The following is a 24397-nucleotide window of genomic DNA, read 5'->3' as shown; positions in this document are numbered from 1 at the left end:
AAGGAATGTATACAATGAATCCAATTTTAACAGCTGCAAAACAACTATTACATAAAGGCGAAGTTATTGTCTCTACTTTAAAATGTTCACTTACTGACTATATTAATACGCATAAAGTCCCGTATCCAGGCATGTTATTTGCTACTAACAGAAGACTTCTCTTTTTGGGCCAATATAAAAATACATTGATTGCCGAATTTGAGTATGAAAAAATTCTATCTATAGAAACGAAGAGAAGAATCTTTGATAAAAAAATAATATTTTACTATGAAGATGAATATATAACGTTGGGATACATTACAAGTTCAAATATTGAAGAGTTCATAGACTTACTACAAAGAAAATGCACGACTAGCGCGGACTCATAATCAGTGGAATCCCCCCGCTGATTCATTATTTTAATTCCTCCCACTTCGTCCATACTTCTCTCCCATTTACACGATACACATTATCCTCTCGATCCATAAACCCATGCACGATAAAGTGAAACTTTAATCAGTGGGGGTTTTGTTCATCCCCCACTGATTATTAGTTGAACCAATCGGGCGTTTACGGGCAGTTGATCTCCCACCTAACTTCTTTGCTCCAGCCGCATTTTGAGGTGGGAGTTTTACCGCCCGTTAATGCGGGATAAACTCTCGTCTAATCGTACAAAAATCATCATGATATTGTTTTATGAATGCATTAATTTCTTTTTCTGTATATTGATTTTCAGCGTTTAACTTGCTAATCAAATGCTCTAACAGTACTAACTTTTTCTTTTTTTGACCTGAAATCGATTTTAAACGATCCTCTTTATCGAAAAAATTACGAATGGTCGTATCACGAAATTTCATTTGGCTTTCAGTCATTTTATTTTCCTCCTTATTATTTATCCTTTTCCTTGTCTTTTTCACCGAAAAGGTCCAGTGCGTACCCTACGCTTATAAGGAAATAGTAGAATCCAAGAAATGCTAACGTATCTTTTACGCTAGTATGTTCTTCTTTGCGAAACAAAATGGGTGATATGGTGAAAACGAGGAAATAGACGCATGGATATAGTATGAAATAATAGTTGAATTTTTTTCTCATAGCTCCTCCTCTTTCTGCATATGATTCTATTCAAATCTTTGTAATCCCTTTTTTAATATTCCCCTCTCCTCTAGGTAGGCCTACAGGAAGTTTTAAATAAAAGTGATATGTTCTATCCAATGAACTTTCACATATATTTACATGGATGAATTACAAGTCAAGGGGGAATATGAATGCGGTGGATTTATTATGATCCTTTGTTTGAAGTAGATCAAGTCGTTCCATCTGTTAGAACTTCTTCGCCATGGGCTGGGCATAACAAGTTTGCTTACGATCTCGTTACATTTTTCAAACCTAATACACTAGTAGAATTAGGAACATATTACGGATCTTCCTTCTACAGTTTTTGTCAGGCTGTTAAAGATGAACAACTCCCGACACAATGTACTGCAATTGATACTTGGCAAGGAGATCCACACGGTGGTTACTATGGAGAAAATGTATTCGAAACCGTAACAAATGTGCTGGACACGTGTTATCCAGGAATCGGAAAAACGATTCGTTCTACATTTGATGATGCTTTAAATCAATTTGAAGATGAAAGCATCGATTTATTACATATCGATGGGTTTCATACGTTTGAGGCGGTCTCACACGATTATGTTACATGGTTACCAAAACTTAAAAAGAACGGTATTATTTTATTTCATGATATAGCCGTCTTCGAAAATGGGTTTGGTGTACATTTATTATGGGATACTTTAAAAGCACAATACCCTCACCTAGAATTTTCACATTCGTACGGTTTAGGCGTCCTCTTCCCAAAAGGACATGAAGAAAAATTTGAAAATGTGCTCACTAAAAATAAAGAACTACAGCAAAAGTATGGAGGATAACCCTCTAATTAAAATAAGATAAATAAAAAAGCACCATTTCGGTGCTTTTTTATTTATGCTTCAAATGATTGATTTTCAGCAATGTTTCTAAACTGGCGCTTATGCATCCAAGTTAATGAAGCAATTGTTCCAAGTGATAATACAACGATAAAGATCATGAGTATCCCTATATTTTGCCACATAAAGTTAAAATCACCGCTTGATACGACTGCTTTAAACCCTGATACAGAGTATGTCATCGGTAGCCAAGCATTAAAGGGTTGTAAGTACTTCGGAATCAACTCTAGCGGGAATGTTCCAGCACTAGTTGTAAGCTGCATAATTAATGTTAAGATCGCAATGAAACGGCCCGCATCACCGAATGCTGTTACTAAACATTGAATTAATGCAATGAATGCTAAACTTGTAATAATGCTAAAGAGTATGAAGTATGGGATGCTTTGCACTTCTACACCTAATCCGAATAGTAATATGACATCTGCTACTATTGCTTGAATAATACCGACTGATAATAAAACACCAAACTTACTAATAAACCAGCTGAATCCTGATTTCGGAACGCCGACTGTATCGCGTAATGGGTATACGATAGATAATAGTAATGCCCCAACGAATAAACCGAGTGATAAGAAGTACGGTGTAAATCCTGTTCCGTAGTTTGGAACTTCCGCTATTTTCTCCACCTTCACTTTTACTGGGCTTGCAAACATATCATACGTTTTATCCGTTCCTTTTACTTCTCCTGTCTTTTCTGCACCTTCACCAAGTTTCTCAGCCAGTGTACCTGACCCATCATTTACTTTTACGAGTCCGTCTGTCACTTTTCCTGAGCCGTCTGTTAGTTTATTTACTCCGTCGATTAGCTGGGTTGAGCCAGTTGCCATGTTATTTAGACCACCATTTAGAGTACCTAAGCCAGTTGTTACTTTACCCGAGCCATCTGCTAATTGATTTACGCCACCTATTATTTTGTTTGTTCCTACAGATAATGTACCTAAACCGCCTGTCACTTGGCTTGAACCATCTGCTAATTGATTTACGCCACCTGCCATTTGATTTGCTCCTGCAGATAATGTGTCTAAGCCACCTGTTACTTTACTCGAGCCATCTGCTAATTGATTTATCCCAGCAATTAATTGACCAGATTCGTTTTTAAATGTATTTGCGCCTTCTTTAGCAGTATTTAACTTCTCACCAAACCCGTGGAATTTTTCAACAAATCCTTTTTGTGCACTGGCTAATTCCTCAATACCACTCGTTAAAGATTGCAATTTCTCTGTATTCGGTAGTTTGTTTTGCGCATCACTTGTTGTTTGATTTATTGCACCTTTTAATTGTTTTACTTCTTCATTTAATTTATTTGTTCCACCTGCTACTCCAATAGCTTTTTGCTGAACTGTCGCTGTACTTTTTGCCGCATTTGTTATATATGGTTGTAACTGCTCTTGATATTCTTTTGGTAAACTCTCGATTTGCTTTTGCAAATTAGCTACATCTTGTGCTGCATTTTTCGCATCTCCTGCTGTTGATTGAGTAAATTCATTTAACTGATTTACATTTTCTCCAGCACCATCTATTTTCTGATTTACCGTATTTAATATAGTAGGAACTTTCGACTGTATTTCCTCTAGGCCTGCAACAGAATTTTTCACTGTACTACTTAACTCTTGCAAACCCTTTTCAATTTTTTGAGAGGCTCCCTCTAATTGACTTTGTCCGCCAACAAGTTGTTCCATACCATTTGATAATTCATTCGTTCCTGTTTTTAATTCACCTGTTTTACTTACTAATGTATTCAAACCTGCTGTTACTTTCTGAGACCCATCTTGTAATTTCCCTATACCTGTCTGCATCTCACCTGTTTTACTATTTAATTCATTTAAACCATCTGTTACTTTTCCAGACCCATCTTGTAATTTCCCTATACCAGTTTGTATTTCACCCGTTTTGCTATTTAATGTATTTAAACCATCTGTTACTTTTCCGGACCCATCTTGCAATTTATTAGATCCATCTGCTAATTTCTGAACTCCATCTTTCATCTCCCCAGATTTCCCTTGAAGTGTATGGAGTCCATCCGTCACTTTACTTGATCCATCGTGCAATTCACTAGCTCCATCATGTAACTTATTTGCTCCGTCCGCTCCATCTGCTAATCCTTTTGAGACGTCTTTAATAGAATCAAACATTTTCTCTGCATATGTTTTCGTTAACGTGCTTGATACTTCACTTTTAATTTTTTCAATAGCTGTACCGCCAATTTGTGAAGATAAGAAGTTTAAACTTTCATTTGGAATATATTCTAAGTTTAATGGTTTCGGATCGTCTTGTAATAACGTTGTAGCGTTACTTGAGAAGTCATCTGGAATACGTACTAACATGTAATACTTTCTGCCTTCCATTCCCTCTTTCGCTTCTTTTTCACTTACAAATTCCCATTTAAAACTTTTATTATCTTTTAAGTTATCAACGAGCCCTTTCCCGACCTCAATTGGTTTCCCATCAAGTTCTGCACCTTTATCTAAATTGACTACGGCAACTGGCAAGTCATCTAGCTGCTCATACGGATCCCAAAAGGCCCATAAAAACATACCAGCATATAAGATCGGTACAAATAAAACCGCAATGATTGGGATTAATATTTTTTTACTTTTTATAATCTCTGCAAATTCTTTACTAAGCAACTTATGCCATTTCATAATTTATCCCCCTTTTCAAAAATGACCAAAATGTCTATTTAGTCATTTTCACCCAAATAAAAAGGCTATATCTGTTCATACATATGCCTTATCCCCGAATTTATACTATGCACATTTTCAACTACTTGATTATACTATTTAACCACCCTCTTTATACATTTGACCAATTTGTTCAATTAGTCATTTTTTTATAATATTAAAAGGATTATCTTAATTTGACAATCCTTTTAGTAAATAAAGTTCGAATAATTCCGAGATCTTTTCTTTTTCTAACGGTTCATGATTTTTTTCCCAATCAAAAATAAGCGATACGTATAGGCGAAGCATAATAAATGCTGTAATTTCTGGATCACATTTGCTAATCTCACCTTTTTCAATCGCAATTTCTAAATAAGATTGGATGACAGAAATGATTTCCACATCTACTTGTTGCATCACTTCTTGTACTTCTTTCGTTCCCATATCACGCTCTTCTTGAATTAGTTTAATCATGAGCTGATGTTCTTTTCTAAATTCTAATATGCTATATAATGCTCTATGTACATTTTCAAAAAATGAAATATCTGAACGAATTGCGTCTTTTGCGACTTGCTTCATTTCTGTAATTAAATTAGAAATAATTTCGCCAAATAGTTCTTCTTTATTTTTGAAAAAAGTATAAATTGTTCCTTTTCCTACATTCGCTAACTTCGCAACTTGATCCATCGTCGTCGCCTTATAACCGAATGCTGAAAAAGACTTTGTTGCAGCTTCAATAATAGAACGTTTTCGATCCATCGCCACATCATCACCTCCAAAAATGACCAATCGGACAATATAGTCAATTAGTACATCTTTGATATTACCACACGCTTACATTCTATACAAGTTCTCTTTTTTAGTTATTCCCAGTATAAAAAAATTCCAGTCAAGTTATATCATACTGTCCATAGTGTATCAAAAATTATACTTGTATGGAAAGCTAGAATATATTCATAATAATTGCTGGCTAGATCACACTAGAAATCTAATTAAATAGACAGTGTTCTTAAAACCAAAAGTTTAAGAACACTGTCTTTTATTTTGACATAGAAAGTAATATTTTCTCCATCTCTTTCTTAGTTAGCTCATCATCGATTATCTCTTCGTATATCTTTGTACCTCTTGTAAAAATATCATTCACTATGACAATTTGATAATCACTATTCTTGCCTTGTGCTGGTACAAACATTTTGACCCCTTTTAACTTACCCTCTCCATGAGAAGATTTATTATAGACCATTCCTTTCCCGTCTAAACTATAACTTTCTAGATTATCTTCTCCAGGCATCATGTAGTGTAGTGGATCCTTATTACCACCTACATACATCCTTGACTGATAAATTGTAAAACCATATTTCCCTTTTGTATATTCTGATTTAATAACTAATTCTACATCTCTTCCAAAATATGAGTCAGCCCATTCTCTTTTTAACTCATAACCTTCAGTTATATAAGTCGGCTGCTTTATTTGAAACGGTACATGATCTTTCGCTTCTTCCACAGTATATGTTAAAGACTTCTCCACCTTTTCCGAAAGTGGAATTAATTTCTTCTCAATAATAGCTAGTCTTTCTTGATCCGTTTTATTCAAGCGTTCACGTTTAAATTCCTTTGTATCTCCATCATAATTCTCAGGCACTTTTTTCTTAACCATTGCTTTTTTATGAATTTCTTTAGCTTCCTTAAATAATTGAATATATTGTTCAAATTCTTCTTTTGTAAAATTCTTTTCTGCCAAATACAAAAAATCTGTATCCCTTTTATATGACTTTATTGACATACCCCATTCTCTACTTGCATTCTCTGGTGTACCTAATACTGTTTCTATCGCTTTTTCAAATGCTGCTTTAGATTGCTTTTTTTCTACAACCTTTTCTTTCTGTCTTTCATCTCCCTCAGTTATCGTTGCATTCAATAAGAATCCCCCTGCTATAGCAGCTATAGCAATGATCCCAAGTAAAGAAAGACGATACGATTTCTTTTGGAACTTTTTAATCATAACGATTCTCCTTTTCAGTGTTCGTTTATTTCTACTTAAATTTGCTAGGCTTGGTGCTTGATAGGAATAATGTTCTAAAAGAGTAATAATTGTATGACCGTATGCAATTTGCTCCTCTTTATCTATAAAAGTAAGCGCATATGCATCACAGGCTAATTCTTGATCTTCTCGCATACAGAAATAGGCGTACCAAAGAATCGGATTGAACCAATTTAATAGGAGCAAACTGTACATAATCCAATTTACAGCTACGTCGTTTCTCTTAATATGAGCTAACTCATGGTAAAAGACATATTGTAATTGTTGCTCATTTAATACTTTCATATGTTTTTTTGATAGTAATACTTTCGGACGAAAGAAACTGAAAACAGTTGGGCTCGCAATCTTTCCTGCTAGACGTAATGAAACTGCCTTCTTCATTTTCATAGACTGCTTACAGCGATTAAACACTGTAACGACCTGTTCATCCGTAATATCCGCTTGTTTCTTTATGTAAGAATATAAACGTCTATTTGTAATAAACGTTATGACTGCTAATACGATTACCCCAGCTAGCCAAACATATAGAGCAAGTTTGTATAAAGAAAATGTAGTATGTTGTTCCGCACTCGCACTTACTTCCTGTTCGCTATTTTTTGTCACAGTTTCAGAATTTGATTCCAGTTTCACTGTAGGGTCGCTTTCTGTGTTCACTGTATTCTCAGTAGACGTCGTATTTTTTTGAATAACTTCCGATACACTAGAACTATAGGAAAGTAATGAATAAATACTATAAGAGCTATCTGGTGACCATGGTAAAAGAAGTCTTATCATTAATACGATCCACAGCATATATTGCCATCGGGGCGTCAACTTATTTCTAAATAGAACTTTTATACATAAAATAAATCCAACCAATATACTGGCCATAAGTGACGTTTCTATAAGCCAATCAAAAAAATGAGGAAGGTATATATTTATAAGCATGTCTATCATTTTTATCTATCCTTCCTCTTATTCTCCTCTGTCTTCTCGTCTAAAATGCGCTTTAGCTCATTAATATCTTCTGAAGACAATTTTTCTTCTTTTAAGAAATTGACAAGTAAAGGCTTAAACGCCGCACCGCAAAAACGCTTTAGTAAAGATTTCGTTTCAACTTGTAAATAATTATCTTGTGATACTAACGGATAATACGCGTACATACGCCCTTTATCTTGATGATAAGAAACGGCTTCCTTTTGTACTAGCCGGTTAATTAATGTACGGATTGTTTTCGGTTTCCAGTCCATTGCATCTTCTAGTTCCTCTATAATTTCATTCGCTGTTTGTGGAGAATTCGACCAAAGTACTTTCATAATTTCTAGTTCCGCTTCAGATATTTTAGGTAATTGATTTGTCATCGTATGTTTCACTCCTAAGTATTACATTTGTAATCTACTTTAAAGATTACAAATGTAATACTTATTTGTCAACCATATTTTAGAAAAAAACCAATTACATGTAAACCTTACTTCACAACAACAAAATTCCCCTTTTTCTAATAATCAAATAAAAAAACAAGAAAATCTTTACAATTAATAGTAATATAGAAAATAGACAAGTTCATCAAAATAGTGGAGGCTTTTTCAGTCATGATGCGTGCGCTTCGTTTAAATATAAAGCAAGCTTTTTGTAATCGTGTTTCTTTAATTATTATGTTTAGTGGATTGGTTCTTATTTGTATTTATCATTATTATTATGTAATTCGTTATGTTGGAGACGGGACAGATGCGTTTGTAACAACAGCTTTTAAATGGATTGGATTTCGCGACAATGAAATGGATGTTTATTTATTATTAATGCCAGTTATTGCGAGTTTCCCCTTTAGTACAAGTTACAACTCGGATAAGTCAGATGGCTTTAAACCGTTTGTAAGTAAAGAAATTTCGTTATTCCCTTATTCAGTAACGAAATATATCGTTACATTTTTTTGCGGAGGACTTCTTTATACGTTTCCATTCATTTTATCGTTATTATTTTGTAAATTAACTATTCCAGATGGAGAACCGACGGCTGGTTCAGGCATCATAAATGATAATGGGATGTTCGCAAACTTATATTACGATTCTCCCCTCACTTACATTACTGTATATATCGGAATTAATTTTTTATTTGCAGGTTTAATGGCTCTTTTAGGACTTGCTGCATCTGCGTGGTCACAAAAGGACTATATGGCAATTCTATTTCCATTTGCAGTTGCCTCCATTCCTTACGTCCTGCTAAATACAATATTCCCTACAATAGGCGGAGCACCTTTTCATTTATATGACCCAAAGCAACCGTTACATGGCATGTCACCGTACATATTAACGATGCAATGTGCCTTCTTCTTCTTCGTTAGCCTATGTATGTATATAAAAGGCGTACAGCGTGATAGAAAAAGGTACAAAAGAAGACTACAAAGAAGAGATCGATGTAGAAAAGCGTTTCAAGCATAAAAACCTAATTTCCTCATGTCTTCTTGGAAATTAGGTTTTTTTATTCATTTACGGCGTACCAGCCAATCCCCACAAAATAACAACAGCCGCAAAGTAAATTGCTTTAATACCTACCACTAAACATAATGAAATAATTGCATATTTACTTAATTCTCTTCTTGCGCCTATTAAAGTAAAAATAACTGCCAAACTAAATGTTATATAAGAACTTGCTGTATTTATTAGGTTATACGTAATATCTAAATTCTGTGTAAGTCCTGTTATCTCGGCTATAAACTGAATCATGACGATACTACTAAAAAAGATTGCGATTTGATTCATTAATTTCCCACTTGTTAGCGCTTGCATCTTTAGCCCCTCTTCCGAAAACTAAATATTCAATTAATTTTATCACCATATTACAAAAAAAGGAATTCTATCTTCATAATTATATGACGATGCAAAAACAAAAAAGAACGCTTAGATACCTAAGCGTTCCCCTACTTTAAGAAGCCTTCTTCAAATCAATTTGAGCAAGTACTGGATCGTGGTCACTTACACGTCCATGTTCTTTCATAATGTTTGAGTTTAAGTGTACTGGGTCTATAATTGTGTGTGGTGCGATGTTATTTGTTACTAAAATATGATCTAACACTTGTGCGTTACCTTCATGAATGTACGTGTAACGATTCTCTTTCGGCACTGTGTTTAACATATCTTTTAATATCGTTCCCTCTAGTGCTTCTAAAGGTTTAGAGAATTCAAAGTCATTCATATCACCTAATACAACAACTGGTGCATTCGTATTCTTTTTCTGAATATCTTGTACGAAATGATTCACTTCTTGTGCTAATTGAACTCGTTTTTCTTCACTCTTTAATACGAGCGGCTGTACTTTTCCGAATGGCGTTGCATCTCCTATTTTTGAGTTTAAGTGATTTGCAACGACAACAACGTTTTGTCCTTGGAACGTAAATTCTGCCGCTAACGGTTTACGTGTACTTTCAAATAATGAATTTTCGTCTCCGATACGAACAACATTTTTATCAAGTAACTTCGGTACTGTTGCTAATTTCACGCGTGATGGGTTATAGAAGAAACCGACGCGAATGTTAGCTCCTGGTGCTCCTCCGTCTTGATTGTTGTTTGGAGCGATTTCTACATACTCATACTTCGGACCACGAATTTCTACCACTGCATCAATGATACGTTTTGCGCTTAATGAAGCATCTGTTGTACCGTCATTAATCGATCCGTTATTATCTTGCATTTCCTCTACACCGATAATATCTGGCATTTTTAAATTGTATTTAATAGAATACGCTAACGCTTTTACTTTTTCATCTGTTGTTTCTTTTTTGTTCGCTGAGAAGTTTTCAATATTATATGTAGCAACTGTTAACTTATCAAGACGCGGCTGAATATTTGCCCCTACTTGCTTAAACCCACCGTCCACTACAGATGGTAATTCTGTTACTGGCGAAATACGGAACGAACCGTAATCATATCCTACTACCCCTGTTATATCTCCAGTGAAAGTATCGCCTACTTTTGCCACATAATCACGAGGTACTTTTACAGAAAGACGCTCTGGGTTTAATTGATTTTCATCTAAAAGAGGTGTGCCATATTTCGTTACTACTTTATCACCGCCATTTTGTACTGTTACATATAAATTCCCGTTTTTCTGAGGAGCAATAATTTTTGGCGTTGGCATCGTAACGCGCATACCTTCTACACTTTCATAAAAATCGATTGCATCTTCATTTGGATCAAATAAACCGAATGCATCATTATCGATAATTTGATCAGGGATTTTCACACCGTTTTCTCCAAGTACAACCGGTGCTGGTAAAGGTTGATTTTTTGCGATTACAGCAATGCGGCTCGCCTTAATTTCTGTCGTCGTTAAGTCTGTTTCAAATCGTTCTGCGTATCCAGGCCCAACATATTCTTCTACTTCTCCATCAACTTGGACAAGGTCTCCTACTGCTACATTCGCATCTTTTTTGTATACGTACATACCTTCTGAAGTAGCTGGATCATTATCTGGCTGATTATCTTCTATATAAAAACCATTTTTATCAAGCGCTGTTACAACGCCTTCCACATTGTTTACTTTCTTCCCATTGTAAGGAGAAATATGTGATTTCCCTTGAATATCATGAATACGAACTGGTTCATTGTTTACGATAATAAATGAAAATGTTGAAACTGCTGAAGAAGTAAGCCCTTCTTTTTCTGCGATTGCTTTCACTACACTATTTTCATTCACTACAATTTGTCCGTTATAACGAACGCTTTTATTTGTAGGATTAGAGCCATCCAACGTATAGTAGATTGTTGCTCCTTCTGTATTCGTTGTTAATGTTACCGCTGTCCCTTTTGCAACTTCCCCGCCATTTGGTGATGCCACTACATCGCTAACACGGTTTTGTCCTTCTCCTTGAAACTTATGAGCTGTTACTGATTTTAAACCTGGGCTACTAAAATATAATTCAAGCGTCCCTGTCAAGCTAACTTTCTTCCCGATATTTTCAGGATGGTCTTTCACATTTACAGCCGATCTCACATCGCCTTTTGGCAACTGAACAGGCATGATCTTGTCTGGATTCGTTTCGTTTGGCGAATCGGCAATTGCCACGTTTGTGTCGTCAAACTTAGCCGGATCTTTCGTGTATTTAGAAGGACTTTGCGTATACCCAACGATATATCCTTCCACTATCCCCTTCGTTTTCCCTTGCTGCTTAAATACTTGAATTGCTTTTTCTACTGACATAGAAGTAGTTTCTTCCGCCTGCGCTAAAGTTCCAGTAAATGAAAGCAATAGCAAGAGTGATAAAAAGACACTTAATAATTTCTTCACAGCCATTTCCTCTCCCTATTTCATATTTTCTCAACATGTCTATCATATCAGACGATTCGTTATATAGAACGTTATTTCGACAACTTTTACAAAAAATTTATTTAATTTACAAGCTTTCAAACTATAATACAAAATAATAATTTTACAGCTTCTACGAATGCACTCTATAATGTTAGAGAGAGAAAACAGAAAATACCGAATTTTTTTATCAGCATGTAAAATGTATTCATTTGAATTGGAGTTGATTGGATGGAAGTACAAACAGAAACATACCGTGCAGCTATGAATGGAACATTAGAACGGCATTTTTCAGATATGATTGCTGTTATACCAACTAGAATTACAATTGATCAGCTAAAACAGCGGCTAGAAACTCTCTCTACTAAAGTTGATGAATTTAAAATTGTTTATAGTGATGAGACAAGCCTTATTGTTGAGTTACATATGGATGAAAAAGTCATACCGTATGAACTGCATATTGATGAAACGAATGATCCAGAAGAATATAAAATGTACAATAGACAAGATTCCACAATAATAGACCGTACTTTTGAAGATGCGGCTTTCGGCACTGAAATTTTCACTCGTACGCTATTTGTAGGCGATGTACTCAGCTGCTTTTTCCAGCAGGTACAATTTTTATGGCACCTCGCACCAGATTTGTTATTTGTAATTGATTCAAGTGCAGCAATGAAAGTAATATCTAGAAACTATATTGAATATCACGTTGAAAATGAGTTGTTACCTGACATTCCTGACTTATACGTTATTCATTCCGTTTATGAAGACGAGCCCACACAATATTGGTTTCATACACACGGCCTTTTAAGAGCAGGCGTAACAGAAATAGAATTAATTATTCCAAATCGTATTTCTTCCTACTACGGCATTGGCGATCTTTTTCAAACATTTGCTAATAATGCCGTTGAGAATGGCCAAGTCCCAATGAATGAGCCTATCGTTATCGCACATAGTCAGCAAGGTTCCATACATACAGTAGCTGTTCCGTGGGAAAAAGGTTTGTCTTATATTGGACGTAAAACGAGTATGGATCAATTATCTTCAATTGAAGATGAAGAAGTGAAATTACAACCAATAGATGCACAAAACGTATTCCTTGGCGGGATGGATGCCCGAGATGAGTACCATCAATCTCCATCTGTTCTCTTGTTCCAATATAATACTTCCGGAGAATATATAGAAAGCTTTTTCAAAGAACATGAAGAAGCTACAGGGCTCATGTTCTATAAAACAAATAGTGAAACGGCTCGTATGGCTTATAATGCAAAAAATACTTTCGGGTATTTCAGCAACATTTTTCAAATTGAACAATCAAATGAAGATTTCCGTTTCCTCGCTAAGTTTGGTGTCTCTTACGAAGAAGGGAAAAGTGAACATATGTGGTTTGAAATGCAAGACCTTACGGAAGATCTCATTCAAGGAATACTCATTAATGAACCGTATTTTATAGAAGAGATGCATGAAGGGAATTCTTATCATTTAGATTTTGACAACTTAACAGAGTGGGTTATTTATGCGGGAGATGCCGTTATAAAGTCAAATAACTTATATATGTTTATTGGTTAATAAGTATTTCATATAATAAACAAAACGCCTTCAATATAATTAAAGGCGTTTTGCTTGAACTATTTTAATGTGCGACTAATTCGGTTTCCATTTCTTTCTCTAAATGAGATAACACACGTTTCACCGCTAACTCACCTTGCTCAATACAAGCCGGAAGACCAGAACCAGCGTAAGAACTACCTGCCAAATAAACACCTGGCAACTCATTCTCCATAAATGTTGTGAGCTTTTTCATTCGCTCTTTATGGCCAACTGTATATTGAGGCATCGCTTCTTTCCAGCGGCTTACAATTGTAAACTCTGGATCCTCTGTAATATCCATTGTCTTTTGTAAGTCCTCTAATACAAGCTGCACAATTTCTTCGTCAGTTTGTTCAACAATCGCTTCATCACCAGGTCGTCCAACGTAACAACGAAGAAGTGCCTTTCCTTCTGGCGTTGTATGCGGCCATTTTTTATGTGTCCACGTACACGCTGTAATCGTGTAATCACTATTTCTTGATACGACAAATCCCGTACCATCAATATCACGCTGAATTGCAGACTTCGGGAAAGCAAGTGCCACGTTTGCAACTGATGTAGACGGAATGTTACGGAAGAAACGAAACTGCTTGTACTGCGCAAACATAGACGGCAATATTTTATGCGGTGCTGTAACTACAATCGCGTCTGCTTCCATTTCTTTTCCGTTACTAAGAGTAATCGTATAACTATCACCAAGTTTTGCAACTTTTTCAATACGAGTTCCCTTCATTACCATATCATTAGGAATCTTCACTTCAAGAGATTCCACTATAGATTCTAAACCGTTTTTCACAGTTTTAAAGATTCCCTTTTTCAATTCAGCCTTCTCTTGCTTTGGAGCGAGCGTACGCATACCGAGTGAAATGCTACGATGCTCCTGTTCAATTTGATAAATTTGAGGGAATGTTGACATTAAACTCATTTCATCAATATCCCCTGCATAAATACCAGATAATAATGGCTCAATTAAATTTTCAACAACTTCATTTCCAAGGCGATGCCTGAAAAACTGCCCGAGTGATTGGTCAGATACTGGCTTTGATCTAGGCATTAACAGATCAAAACCAGCTCTTAGTTTACCAATTGGGGAGAACAATCCGGAAAATAGAAACGGCGTAATTTGCGTTGGAATTCCCATCATTGAACCGCTCGGCATTTTGTGTAACCGATTGTTTACGAGAACGAACGATTGACCGGTCGCATTATTTACAAGTTCAGCATCAAGTCCCAATTCTTTCACTAATTTAGCTGCGCTCTTTTTTCTTGCTAAGAAAGAATCAGGACCGCGTTCAATTGTAAATCCATCTTTTTGAACGGTTTGAATTTTCCCACCAAGTTTACCGGACGCTTCTATAAGCAATGCATCTATCGGCAAGTTTTTTTCACGAATTTCTTTTTGTAAGTTATACATTGTTGTTAATCCTGTGATGCCACCGCCGATGATCACAACTTTTTTCCTCAAGTAAGCTCCCCCTTTCTACTTACATTACAGATTCTTTTTTCTTTAATACAACATCTGCTAAACAGTCGATAAATGCGTCCGATGCGTTTGGCATTTCTGGACGATAATATTTCGCGCCAATTTCATCCGTTACAACTTTACACTCAAAGTCATTGTCATATAAAACTTCTAAATGTTCCGCAACAAATCCAACTGGTGCATATACGAATGAACTGTATCCGTACTTTTCATTTAGTTCTCTCGTTAAATCTTGTACATCTGGACCAATCCAAGGATCTGGTGTATTTCCGGCACTTTGCCAGCCAACTGCATAATTTGCTACTTCAGCACCGCGTGCAATATAGTCAGCTGTTTCATTTAATTGATCTGGATATGGATCGCCGAGTGCGATAATTTTTTCTGGTAAGCTATGTGCAGATACGATTAACACAGCTTTTTCACGTTCTGCTTCTGACATACCGTTATATATACCTTTCACTGCATCAACCCAATACTGAATAAATTTCGGTTCTTTATACCAGCTATCAATGCCGTGAATTGTTAAGTTTCCAAGTTTTTCTGCTTCTTCTTGCGCTCGTCCTACATACGACTTCACGCTAAAAGTAGAATAGTGAGGGGCAAGAACGAGTGCAATTGCATCTTCTATTCCATCTTTATGCATAGCTTGCACTGCATCTTCAATGAACGGTTCAATATGTTTTAAACCAAGATACATGTGGTACTCTACTTCATCTTGCATTTCATTTAAACGCGTCTCTAACTTTTTAGCTTGCTCTAATGTAATAGTAGCTAAAGGAGAAATACCACCAATTGCACGGTAACGCTCTGTTAAATCTTCTAGCATTTCAGGACTTGGCTTTCTTCCTCTGCGAATATGTGTATAATAACGTTCAATATCTTCTTCTTTATACGGCGTTCCGTATGCCATTACAAGCAAACCAATTCTCTTTTTCATACAGACAATCTCCTTTACTTCGCTAACTGTTCTTTAGAGTACTCATGAATAAATGTAGTTAAGCGTTTTAATGTATCTGGATTTACTTCTGGGAATACGCCGTGACCTAAGTTAAAGATATAACCTGGCTGCTTCATCCCTTGATCTAAAATACCTTTTACATGTTCTTCAATAACAGACCAAGGTGCTAATAAGAATGAAGGGTCCATATTTCCTTGTACCGCCTTATGAACACCACGCGTGCGTGCCTCTTCGATTGATAAGCGCCAATCTAAACCGACTACATCAAGAGGTAAGTCATGCCATTCATTCACTAAGTGTCCTGCCCCAACGCCGTGCATAATCATTGGAACACCCATCGTGCGAACTTCTGCAAAAATACGTTCCATTGCTGGTTTAATGAATATGCGGTAATCCGCTACATTTACTGTTCCAACCCAAGAATCGAAAATTTGAACCGCTTTTACTCCTGCATTAATTTGCGCTTTTAAATATGTAATAACCATATCTGCCAGCTTATCCATTAAAGCGAACCAAGCTTTCGGCTCTGCATACATGAACGCTTTCGTATTATGATAGTTACGAGAAGGACCGCCTTCAATCATATAGCTCGCTAACGTAAATGGAGCTCCTGAAAAACCGATTAACGGTACATCTAACATTTCTGTCGTTAATAAACGAATCGTATCTAGTATGTAAGGTACATCATCTTCTGGATTGATTTCCCCTAATTTTTCTACGTCTTGTAAAGAACGGATTGGATTATCGATAACTGGACCAATGCCAGATTTAATTTCCACATCAACACCAATTGCAGGTAGTGGTGACATAATATCTTTATAAAGAATTGCTGCGTCTACGTTATATTGATCAACTGGCAACTTTGTAACGTAAGCGCACAACTCTGGATTATGTGTAATTTCAAATAAAGAATACTTTTCTTTTATCTTTCTATATTCCGGCTGCGAACGACCTGCTTGACGCATATACCATGCTGGTACATACTCTGTACGTTCCCCCCTACATGCTTTTAAAAATGTCTCATTTATAGTTCTTACCAAGACCCTAGCTCCCTTCCTTACCAATGCTTTTTCTTTAAATATGCTCTATTCCGATATTTATCTTTTTTTACTATACAGCTTGTAAAAACAAAATGCATAACATTATGTACGTTGTTCATTAAATTGACACAAACATTCGTAAAACCGCTTACTATTTTCACAACATTCTTATTATAACACAGAGAAAAACTATGGTTTAGCTACTTTTGACTTTTCTCCTTCACGGTTCGTTTGTGTGTTATATGGTACGATGTAAAAACTTGGTTTTGAGAATATATTTATAAACTTTTCCTCATATTTCCCTGTTCCTTTTACCGTTCCAACGTGAGTATGCATTCCTTTTTCAACTTTATAAATCCGGTACATAATTCTCTCATCAGGAAGCGGCGTCCAGCTTAGTTTCATTGCAAATAAACCGAAAGGACTAAAAGCTAGTTTTGCTTCCACGTTTTGAATCTTATCTAAACGAATTGGCAGTCCAATTGTTTCAACACCTTTTGGCCTATGAAAACTCGCTTTATCTTGTATACTTGCTTTCGTTAAAATCTTTTTAAATAACATCGTTGCCGATGCATTTCCATCTTGTAATTGATGCTCTTTATCGGTGCGGTCATAGCCAATCCAAACTGCACCTACTAAATTCGGTGTATATCCAACAAACCACATATCGCGCGCACCATGGTCATCATTCGGCAGTGAAGTTGTGCCTGTTTTTCCAGCTAAAGCTCCATTATATACGCCAGCTTTCGCCGTACCTTCTTTCACAACTCCTTCAAGCATCTTTGTCATATACCATGCCGTTTGCTTTGAAAAGACTTTCGTTTCAGCTTTTGATGATTCTCCAATGACTGCCCCGTGTCTATTTAACACTTTATCAATAACGTGCGGTTCGATAATATTCCCGTTTGCTAAAAAAGAGCGGTACATTTTAACAAGATCAAATGGAGAAACGCCGTTTTTTAGCCCGCCAAGTGCTGTGCTTAAACCTGAGTCCGAAATATGAACATTTCCTTTCTCTAAATATTGCTTTCCCTCATCTACCCCTAATTCATTTAATAAAGATACAGCTGGCACGTTTGCTGATTCTAATACCGCATCGTACATCGTCATCTCTTTCGTATACTCATGATTATAATTTCGAGGTTCATAGCCTTCAAACGAACTTTTTTCATTCGTTAATAAAGAATATGGATTATATTTCTTCGTCTCAAGTGCTGGTCCATATACGATAAGTGGCTTTAAAACAGAACCCGGCTGCCTTTTTGCAAAAACACGATTAAGCCCTCTCGGAACATACTCTCTTCCACCAATCGCGGCTTTAATTCCGCCAGTCTGGTTATCCATTAATAAAAATGCACCTTGCGCCCCATTTTCTTTACCAGGGAAATTTCTCGCATCTTGAAACTGGTTATATGCTACCTTTTGAACTTTTTCATCCATTGGTACGACAAATGTATATCCTCCGCGCAGTACTTCTTGATGCGATAAACCGTATAAACGCGCTGCTTCATCTATAACCATATCGATATACGGCATATATGCGAGTTCACGTTCATCTGCATTTTTATAAAGAGCGATTGTTTTTCCTTGGTAACGAACACTATCTTCTGCTGTTAAATAGCCTTGTTTATGCATAAGTGACAAAACAAGATCACGGCGTTCTTTACTCTTCTCAGGAGATAAGTACGGTGAATAGCCATTTGGCGCTTTCGGAAGCCCTGCAAGCATCGCTCCCTCTTCCACTGTTAAATCCTCTACATTTTTATTAAAATACAATTTAGCCGCCGCTTGAATACCATATGCCCCATGACCGAAATAAATATGGTTCATATACATTTCAAGAATTTGCTGCTTCGTATATTTTTGCTCTAATTGAAGAGAAATTGCGACCTCTTTCAATTTACGCGTAAATGTTTTTTCGTGAGTTAAAAAGACATTTTTAGCTAGTTGCTGCGTAATCGTACTACCACCTTCTACCTTCTCTCCAGCTAAAGCGTCTTTATAAAGCGCCCGAAATATAGAAGGGTAATCAATTCCTTGATGCTCATAAAAACGAGAATCTTCCACAGCAATAAATGCTTGCTGTACGTACTTTGGAATTTCTTCGATTGGCACGAGCTCTCTATTTTCTACATATAATTTCGTAATTTCTTTTCCTTTCTGGTCAACGATACGTGATGAAGAGTGGAAAACAAGCTGCTTTTCATCCATCATATAGCCACCAGTTAACACAATAAGTTTATAGAGTACAATTGCTACTACAAACGTTGCTACCCCGCCTAATAAAGTCCACTTTGCTTTCTTCATACATCGGCCTTCTTTCCAAATGATGGTACATTTATTATTTGAAAAAGGACTATCTTTATGTATATAATCTTCGAAGTTTTTCACAAGAGTTGATATAATAGAGACAAAACTATAAAGGGGGCATTAAAATGAAGGCTATTATTTCATACGAAACACCTCTAGAACAAGCTCATTTCACTGCAAAAAATAACGAAAAAGATATGTTTTATAAAGAAAATACTGAAGAATCTGTAGAATCCACACTTCAATATGACGTATTAGACGCTGTTGGAGAATTTAAAGGACAACCTGGCTACATCGTTTGTAACAACATTTCTGTAACAGACGAAGGTCGCCCTGTATTTGAAAACCGTTTTAAAAACCGCGCAGGTCTTATCGAAAACGAACCTGGTTTCCAAGCAATTCGCGTTCTTCGCCCATTAAGTAATGATACATACGTCATTTTAACGATGTGGGAAACAGAGCAAAACTTTAAAGACTGGACAGAATCACGTTCATTCGAAAACGCTCATAAAAAACGCCCTGCACAAGCAGAAGGACAAGGACAGACACAAGCGCATCCACATGCAGAACAGCAAAAAAGCATTTTCTCTCGCCCGTCATTCGTGACTACTTTTGATGTGTTAGTTTAATTTTCGGAGTTCGGAGCCTGCGATATGTGAAATTATATCGGCGCAACTCGAAATATATCAGCGATTTTTGAAATATATCGGCGCAACTCAAATTATATCAGCGATTTTTTGAATATATCGACTTATCGACAAATGACGACACAAAAAAGGAAACACCATTACACACTGGTGTTTCCTTTTTCTTTGTACCAATTATATATGCGAAGCGCGTCTTCTTTTCGCATATGCTTCACTTCATAACCATGTCCCGCTACCGATACGGCAGCTGTACATAACTCGTCTTTCTTTTGAAAATGCGACTGATTATATCCTACTACTTGAACATGCCTTCTTCGCATGATCCCTGTATATTTCGCAAGGCCTCGGTACACCATTACTAACTGATTTTCTCGTATCATATATCCACCACTTTTATATCTAGCGTATGCAAGTAACGTAAATACAATAAATAGCGGTATAAGAACGAACAACGCAGTATGTTGTTTAAAATATATACTCGCACCGGCGATCGGCATTGCGAGCACAGCACTTGTAATCCAGCCCATTACGACGTAACGGCGCAATGCAGCCTTCGGTAAATGAACGATTTCCTCTTCTACTTCATACGGCAACTGTAAATATGCGAGTAACTGCTGTACATCTTTTTTCTTCATAAAAGGGTGTAACATCACTTCATTCCCGGCGGATTCTATACTTTGAATCACTTCCACTTCGACAGAACAATAACCGAAAGGCTGGCGGAGAATTCCTTCTTTCACAGTAATCGCTTGAATGCGGTGTAATTTTAAAACAAACTCTTTCTTATCAAATAACCCTTGAACGATGCGAATTTCATTTCCTTTTCGCTCTATTTTAAAGTTCGCATATTTTAGCGCATAGCCAGCTGTCGAAACGACCCACGAAACCACCATTAAAATCGCGGCCATAACGATTAATTCATATACACCGTTATCCATCACATACGCTTCCACTTTATTTATGAGCCATTTTGGAAGAAACTCATTAAACTCTGTGTAAAGGATTACTAACATAGAAAACACTAATCCAAATCTGCCGGATGTAATAGATGCGAATAAAATTTCTTTCGCTGTTAACTGATAAACTGTCTTACTTTCTTCTTCTGCGAGCGTCTCTTCACTCACAACGCTTCTCTCTTTATGTAATAAAGCAATCAGTTCCTTCGCTTCATCTTCTCTAATACCAGCTAACATCACTTCTGGCTCACTACCGCCGCCCGCTACTTCTATATTTAATTTCGTAAGTCCAAGCATTTGATAAATTATATTAGAAGATGTACTAATGTTTTGCACACGGTCTTTATTTAAATAACTTTCCTTCTTCACAAAAACACCGTGTTTTATATGTAAAATATTATTCTCAATCCAGTACACTTTGAAATACCATTTTACAGCTGAAAAAATAGCCATCATGAATAATATAGCTAAAAGAACAAGGTGTAAGAAATACCAAGGCTCTACTTCACCATCTGAACGAAATAGAACAAGAAAAATAAAAGGCAACAAAGTCGCAATTCTAATACCTAATAAAATCGTAATCGGATGTTGCCTCTTATACATCCTCATCACTCACTTTCGCAAGCTCTCCAATTTGTCTTTTCAACTGCTCTGCTTCCTCTTTCGTTAAACCTGGAATACTATGAGAAGTTGCCGCTGTTGAAATATGTAATTCTGCTAAATTATACTTTCTCATAATCGGTCCTTGCTCAATCGTTACGTGCTGCACACGAATCATCGGAATAAGCACACGTTTTACAACGAACATTCCCTTTTGAATCTCAATCTCTTCTTCATTTAATCTGTAACTATAATAACGTTGACGTAAATTTGGAAATACAAAATAATCAAGTGGTATGTATATAACCGCTCCTGTCACTAACAATCCAAACAACCAGCCCCACCAATTAAAATTAATCATAAAAAAGAAATACGCTATTACGACTGCTAGTATAATCGCCGCCCCAATTAAAGCGTGAATCCTCCACACTTTCAGCATATTAGAATGAATCTCCTTTTCTAACGGCTGCATCTCATCACTCCAATTATATGAATTTATTAATTACATATTAGTTGTTATATACAGTTTTGTAAAATTATAGTTCCTTACATCGTGTCGAGCATTTCTTTAAAATTCCCTTCATTAATTGAATACACCTGAAACTGAATATAATCTAGTTCATTCGTATTAGGACAAGCATATGGCAAAATGTTAAATTTAGAAGCAGATCTTCCTAACATATCTGTAACCATAAGAGCAACATCTATATACTCAAAATCTATACGGAATGCTACCGCTTCTCCCGTAAATTCATAATCTTTAATCGCATCATAAGACTTATTCGCACTAATCAGCATCACTTTTAATAGTTGGTTTAAATTTTCTGGTTTGAAATTAATCATTTATACAACTCCTTTCCTTAATAAAACACTACGAAAATAGTGTAATCTTTTACTTTCATAGCTTCACACATTCATTATATTAAAAATAAAGCTAGTTTTTTATAATTTTTTTGATATAATTACTTACGGGAAAAGGGAAGACATTTATCTTCCCTTGTGTTTTTATTTGCATCTAGTACTTTTGCTAGATGCTTTTTTTATATCATTTTTTTTATAAACCACTTAACAAATTTCTCTCCAACTAGCATCCTTCACATCTTCACTAGTCGGCTTTCTAACTGATCCAACGAAATATTCCTCGCAAGCACCAAATGCAATGAAATTTTTCTGCGCTTGTCTTAACGAGGGCTTATTTGCTCCGCCTTCATAGTCATGATCGTTAAACTGAACAGGATCATCTTCCCAATAACATATGTTACAAATTTCATATGTACCTGGTGGTTCTTCTTCTAATGTTTTATATCCGCAGCATGGACACGTGTATTTTTTCATTTTGTCACTCCATTATTAACTTGTTTTTTCTCCCATATATTCCGGTTCACAAAGAATGTAACAGCGCAAATCATAGTTATCCCCATGAAATACATCATTTGAAGAGTACGAACTTCTTCATATGCAGCTGGAAATCCTACCATTACAGACAAAAAAATAAAAACAATACTAAAAGCTAAAAGTAGATATAATAATAAAGATATAATATAGCTTAATTTAAATCGTAAAATGATACCTCTAAATAATAACTCTCCAAGAAGACATCCACCTAAAATAATAGGTACTCCGAAATACAATGTAAGGACTCCCATTTGCGCAGTAGCTTGAATTACATTTCCAAGTATGGTCGAAGTCTCCTCATTAAATCTTTCCATCCTATCATATAAATCAAGTACCGTTAATGAAATAAATAAACTTAATATAGAAAATGAATACGGAATTAAAAATTTGCTCAATCTCATTCACCTCACTTTTCCCTTTACATATATTATTCTTTATTTTCTATCATTTTTACATAAAAAAATAACCCTCTATGATAAAACATAGAGGGAAGAATTTCTATATAAAAACCTATACCTCATCCTGAAGTGAACCCCGAAAACAGAACACATATCAAAACACCTAAACCATCTGTTCCCTATATTCTTTAGGGGATAAGTGGTTTAGGTGGTTTATTAGAAAGTAGTACCTTCTTTTTTATAATATTCTTTTGAAATCTCTTCATAAAATGCTGCCGATGTCGCGTAGAAATAAGGTGCTAACCATAAGAAACCGATTCCAAACGTAAGAATACTTAAAATGAACCAGCCAAGGAAACTTAAGCATAATAAAAAGTAATCCATTTTATGTCCATTCATCATATGGCGACTTTCGGTAATTGCTTGATTCGCTGTGTATTCTGGATGATCATTCAAAATAAAATACGTCATAGCATAAGAAAATGATTTAATAATACCCGGAATAATAAGAAGTAATGTCCATAGAATCAAGTATACATACATTAATAAATATGTTAAAAACGACTTCATAAGCTTACTTCCATCACTAAACCATCTAAATAAATGACCAATGCGAGCACTAGTCCCACGGATTGCATTTAAAACAAGATAATAGGCGCCTATTGTTAACGGACCGATAACAAGCATTGCAATAATACTTACTGTAAGCGACTCACTTGCTTCTTTCCAGCCCCAAAACATCGAGAAAACACCTGTGGTTAGAAGTTCGACAGCTCCAATAAGGATTCCAAGTAATAAGGTTGCCCCTACCGCTAATCCCCATTTTCCTTTTAATGCATCAAGTGCTTCTCTTTTCAACTGACTTATCATATATAACCTCCTAATACTATTTCTACACTAGTATACCATTTATATCAAAAATCCCACGAATTTCCCTGAAATAGAAGCAGCTACCTTTTTTTCTGATACGTATTGATAAATGTGCGCTGTAGTTGTACTAATATATGGATTAAACTAAAGAAAGCCTAATCCAATTGTAAACTACTCATTTCTCTATAATAAAAAAGCCTGCCTT

At 35.9% G+C, this 24397-nt stretch carries 23 protein-coding genes and 1 pseudogene; 5 read left to right on the top strand and 19 right to left on the bottom strand.

Annotation, left to right across the window (positions count from 1 at the left end):
* The first annotated feature begins 14 nt into the window (after positions 1–14).
* Positions 15–368 carry a PH domain-containing protein gene (locus tag EXW56_RS05450; RefSeq protein WP_002201452.1) on the top strand — a complete coding sequence of 118 codons (354 nt, stop codon included), beginning with the start codon at positions 15–17 and terminating at the stop codon, positions 366–368.
* 25 nt (positions 369–393) lie between these two features.
* Here EXW56_RS05450 and EXW56_RS05445 read toward each other — a convergent pair.
* The 3 genes and pseudogenes from EXW56_RS05445 to EXW56_RS27515 form a co-directional block, all read right to left on the bottom strand.
* Positions 394–483, bottom strand: a pseudogene (locus tag EXW56_RS05445) (DUF2087 domain-containing protein); the annotation flags it as partial.
* A gap of 137 nt (positions 484–620) precedes the next feature.
* A complete protein-coding gene (locus EXW56_RS05440) occupies positions 621–851 on the bottom strand; it encodes a DUF2087 domain-containing protein (RefSeq protein ID WP_002201453.1) in 231 nt (76 codons plus the stop codon).
* Between the two features lie 16 nt (positions 852–867).
* Complete coding sequence (locus tag EXW56_RS27515) at positions 868–1071, bottom strand: hypothetical protein (RefSeq protein WP_002201454.1); 204 nt, start codon at positions 1069–1071, stop codon at positions 868–870.
* A 173-nt stretch (positions 1072–1244) separates the two neighbouring features.
* On the opposite strand from EXW56_RS27515, the gene EXW56_RS05435 reads away from it, so the two are divergent.
* Entirely contained in the window at positions 1245–1907 is a 663-nt protein-coding gene (locus EXW56_RS05435) for a class I SAM-dependent methyltransferase (protein WP_002158968.1), read from the top strand.
* 53 nt (positions 1908–1960) lie between these two features.
* Here EXW56_RS05435 and EXW56_RS05430 read toward each other — a convergent pair whose 3' ends face one another.
* The 4 genes from EXW56_RS05430 to EXW56_RS05415 form a co-directional block, all read right to left on the bottom strand.
* Positions 1961–4606: a YhgE/Pip domain-containing protein gene (locus EXW56_RS05430; RefSeq protein ID WP_215597289.1), complete on the bottom strand. Its 2646-nt coding sequence runs from the start codon at positions 4604–4606 to the stop codon at positions 1961–1963.
* Between the two features lie 210 nt (positions 4607–4816).
* Positions 4817–5389 (bottom strand): TetR/AcrR family transcriptional regulator, encoded by a 573-nt coding sequence (locus EXW56_RS05425; protein ID WP_002202855.1) that lies wholly within the window; start codon positions 5387–5389, stop codon positions 4817–4819.
* Between the two features lie 274 nt (positions 5390–5663).
* A complete protein-coding gene (locus EXW56_RS05420; RefSeq protein ID WP_215558113.1) occupies positions 5664–7601 on the bottom strand; it encodes a M56 family metallopeptidase in 1938 nt (645 codons plus the stop codon).
* 2 nt (positions 7602–7603) lie between these two features.
* Positions 7604–8005, bottom strand: coding sequence for a BlaI/MecI/CopY family transcriptional regulator (locus tag EXW56_RS05415; RefSeq protein WP_000184503.1), 402 nt, complete (start codon positions 8003–8005; stop codon positions 7604–7606).
* A 231-nt stretch (positions 8006–8236) separates the two neighbouring features.
* On the opposite strand from EXW56_RS05415, the gene EXW56_RS05410 reads away from it, so the two are divergent.
* Positions 8237–9082 carry a hypothetical protein gene (locus tag EXW56_RS05410; protein ID WP_002201457.1) on the top strand — a complete coding sequence of 282 codons (846 nt, stop codon included), beginning with the start codon at positions 8237–8239 and terminating at the stop codon, positions 9080–9082.
* Positions 9083–9130: 48 nt separating this feature from the next.
* Here the strand turns inward: EXW56_RS05410 and EXW56_RS05405 are convergent, their stop codons facing one another.
* Positions 9131–9430: a hypothetical protein gene (locus EXW56_RS05405; RefSeq protein ID WP_002202856.1), complete on the bottom strand. Its 300-nt coding sequence runs from the start codon at positions 9428–9430 to the stop codon at positions 9131–9133.
* A 136-nt stretch (positions 9431–9566) separates the two neighbouring features.
* Complete coding sequence (locus EXW56_RS05400) at positions 9567–11933, bottom strand: DUF6359 domain-containing protein (RefSeq protein WP_199659769.1); 2367 nt, start codon at positions 11931–11933, stop codon at positions 9567–9569.
* Between the two features lie 243 nt (positions 11934–12176).
* Between EXW56_RS05400 and EXW56_RS05395 the strand changes: the two genes are divergently transcribed.
* Complete coding sequence (locus EXW56_RS05395; RefSeq protein ID WP_215597288.1) at positions 12177–13514, top strand: DUF4026 domain-containing protein; 1338 nt, start codon at positions 12177–12179, stop codon at positions 13512–13514.
* A gap of 64 nt (positions 13515–13578) precedes the next feature.
* Here EXW56_RS05395 and hemY read toward each other — a convergent pair whose 3' ends face one another.
* The 4 genes from hemY to EXW56_RS05375 all read right to left on the bottom strand — a co-directional run bounded on the left by hemY (position 13579) and on the right by EXW56_RS05375 (position 19323).
* Complete coding sequence (gene hemY / locus EXW56_RS05390) at positions 13579–15000, bottom strand: protoporphyrinogen oxidase (protein ID WP_215597287.1); 1422 nt, start codon at positions 14998–15000, stop codon at positions 13579–13581.
* A gap of 19 nt (positions 15001–15019) precedes the next feature.
* Complete coding sequence (hemH, locus tag EXW56_RS05385) at positions 15020–15955, bottom strand: ferrochelatase (protein ID WP_215597286.1); 936 nt, start codon at positions 15953–15955, stop codon at positions 15020–15022.
* A 14-nt stretch (positions 15956–15969) separates the two neighbouring features.
* Positions 15970–17016 carry a uroporphyrinogen decarboxylase gene (gene hemE / locus EXW56_RS05380; RefSeq protein WP_215597285.1) on the bottom strand — a complete coding sequence of 349 codons (1047 nt, stop codon included), beginning with the start codon at positions 17014–17016 and terminating at the stop codon, positions 15970–15972.
* A 189-nt stretch (positions 17017–17205) separates the two neighbouring features.
* On the bottom strand, positions 17206–19323 hold the full coding sequence (locus tag EXW56_RS05375) for a transglycosylase domain-containing protein (RefSeq protein WP_215597284.1): 2118 nt from the start codon (positions 19321–19323) through the stop codon (positions 17206–17208).
* A gap of 128 nt (positions 19324–19451) precedes the next feature.
* On the opposite strand from EXW56_RS05375, the gene hmoB reads away from it, so the two are divergent.
* Entirely contained in the window at positions 19452–19955 is a 504-nt protein-coding gene (hmoB, locus tag EXW56_RS05370) for a heme-degrading monooxygenase HmoB (protein WP_002201467.1), read from the top strand.
* 158 nt (positions 19956–20113) lie between these two features.
* Here the strand turns inward: hmoB and EXW56_RS05365 are convergent, their stop codons facing one another.
* The 6 genes from EXW56_RS05365 to EXW56_RS05340 form a co-directional block, all read right to left on the bottom strand.
* Positions 20114–21532 carry a PH domain-containing protein gene (locus EXW56_RS05365; protein ID WP_002201468.1) on the bottom strand — a complete coding sequence of 473 codons (1419 nt, stop codon included), beginning with the start codon at positions 21530–21532 and terminating at the stop codon, positions 20114–20116.
* Positions 21525–22001, bottom strand: coding sequence for a PH domain-containing protein (locus tag EXW56_RS05360; RefSeq protein ID WP_002201469.1), 477 nt, complete (start codon positions 21999–22001; stop codon positions 21525–21527). Before EXW56_RS05360 ends, EXW56_RS05365 begins: the two co-directional genes overlap by 8 nt.
* A gap of 74 nt (positions 22002–22075) precedes the next feature.
* Positions 22076–22372: a hypothetical protein gene (locus tag EXW56_RS05355; protein ID WP_002201470.1), complete on the bottom strand. Its 297-nt coding sequence runs from the start codon at positions 22370–22372 to the stop codon at positions 22076–22078.
* 222 nt (positions 22373–22594) lie between these two features.
* A complete protein-coding gene (locus EXW56_RS05350) occupies positions 22595–22864 on the bottom strand; it encodes a CPCC family cysteine-rich protein (protein WP_215558105.1) in 270 nt (89 codons plus the stop codon).
* Entirely contained in the window at positions 22861–23319 is a 459-nt protein-coding gene (locus tag EXW56_RS05345; protein ID WP_215597283.1) for a hypothetical protein, read from the bottom strand. Before EXW56_RS05345 ends, EXW56_RS05350 begins: the two co-directional genes overlap by 4 nt.
* Before the next feature lie 219 nt (positions 23320–23538).
* On the bottom strand, positions 23539–24192 hold the full coding sequence (locus EXW56_RS05340) for a DUF975 family protein (RefSeq protein ID WP_002201473.1): 654 nt from the start codon (positions 24190–24192) through the stop codon (positions 23539–23541).
* Positions 24193–24397 lie beyond the last annotated feature (205 nt).

This window comes from Bacillus mycoides, from assembly GCF_018742245.1.
In the GTDB taxonomy this organism is placed as follows: Bacteria; Bacillota; Bacilli; order Bacillales; family Bacillaceae_G; genus Bacillus_A; species Bacillus_A cereus_U.
Note: the sequence above shows the minus strand (reverse complement) of the source record. Positions and strands in the feature narration are given on the sequence as shown.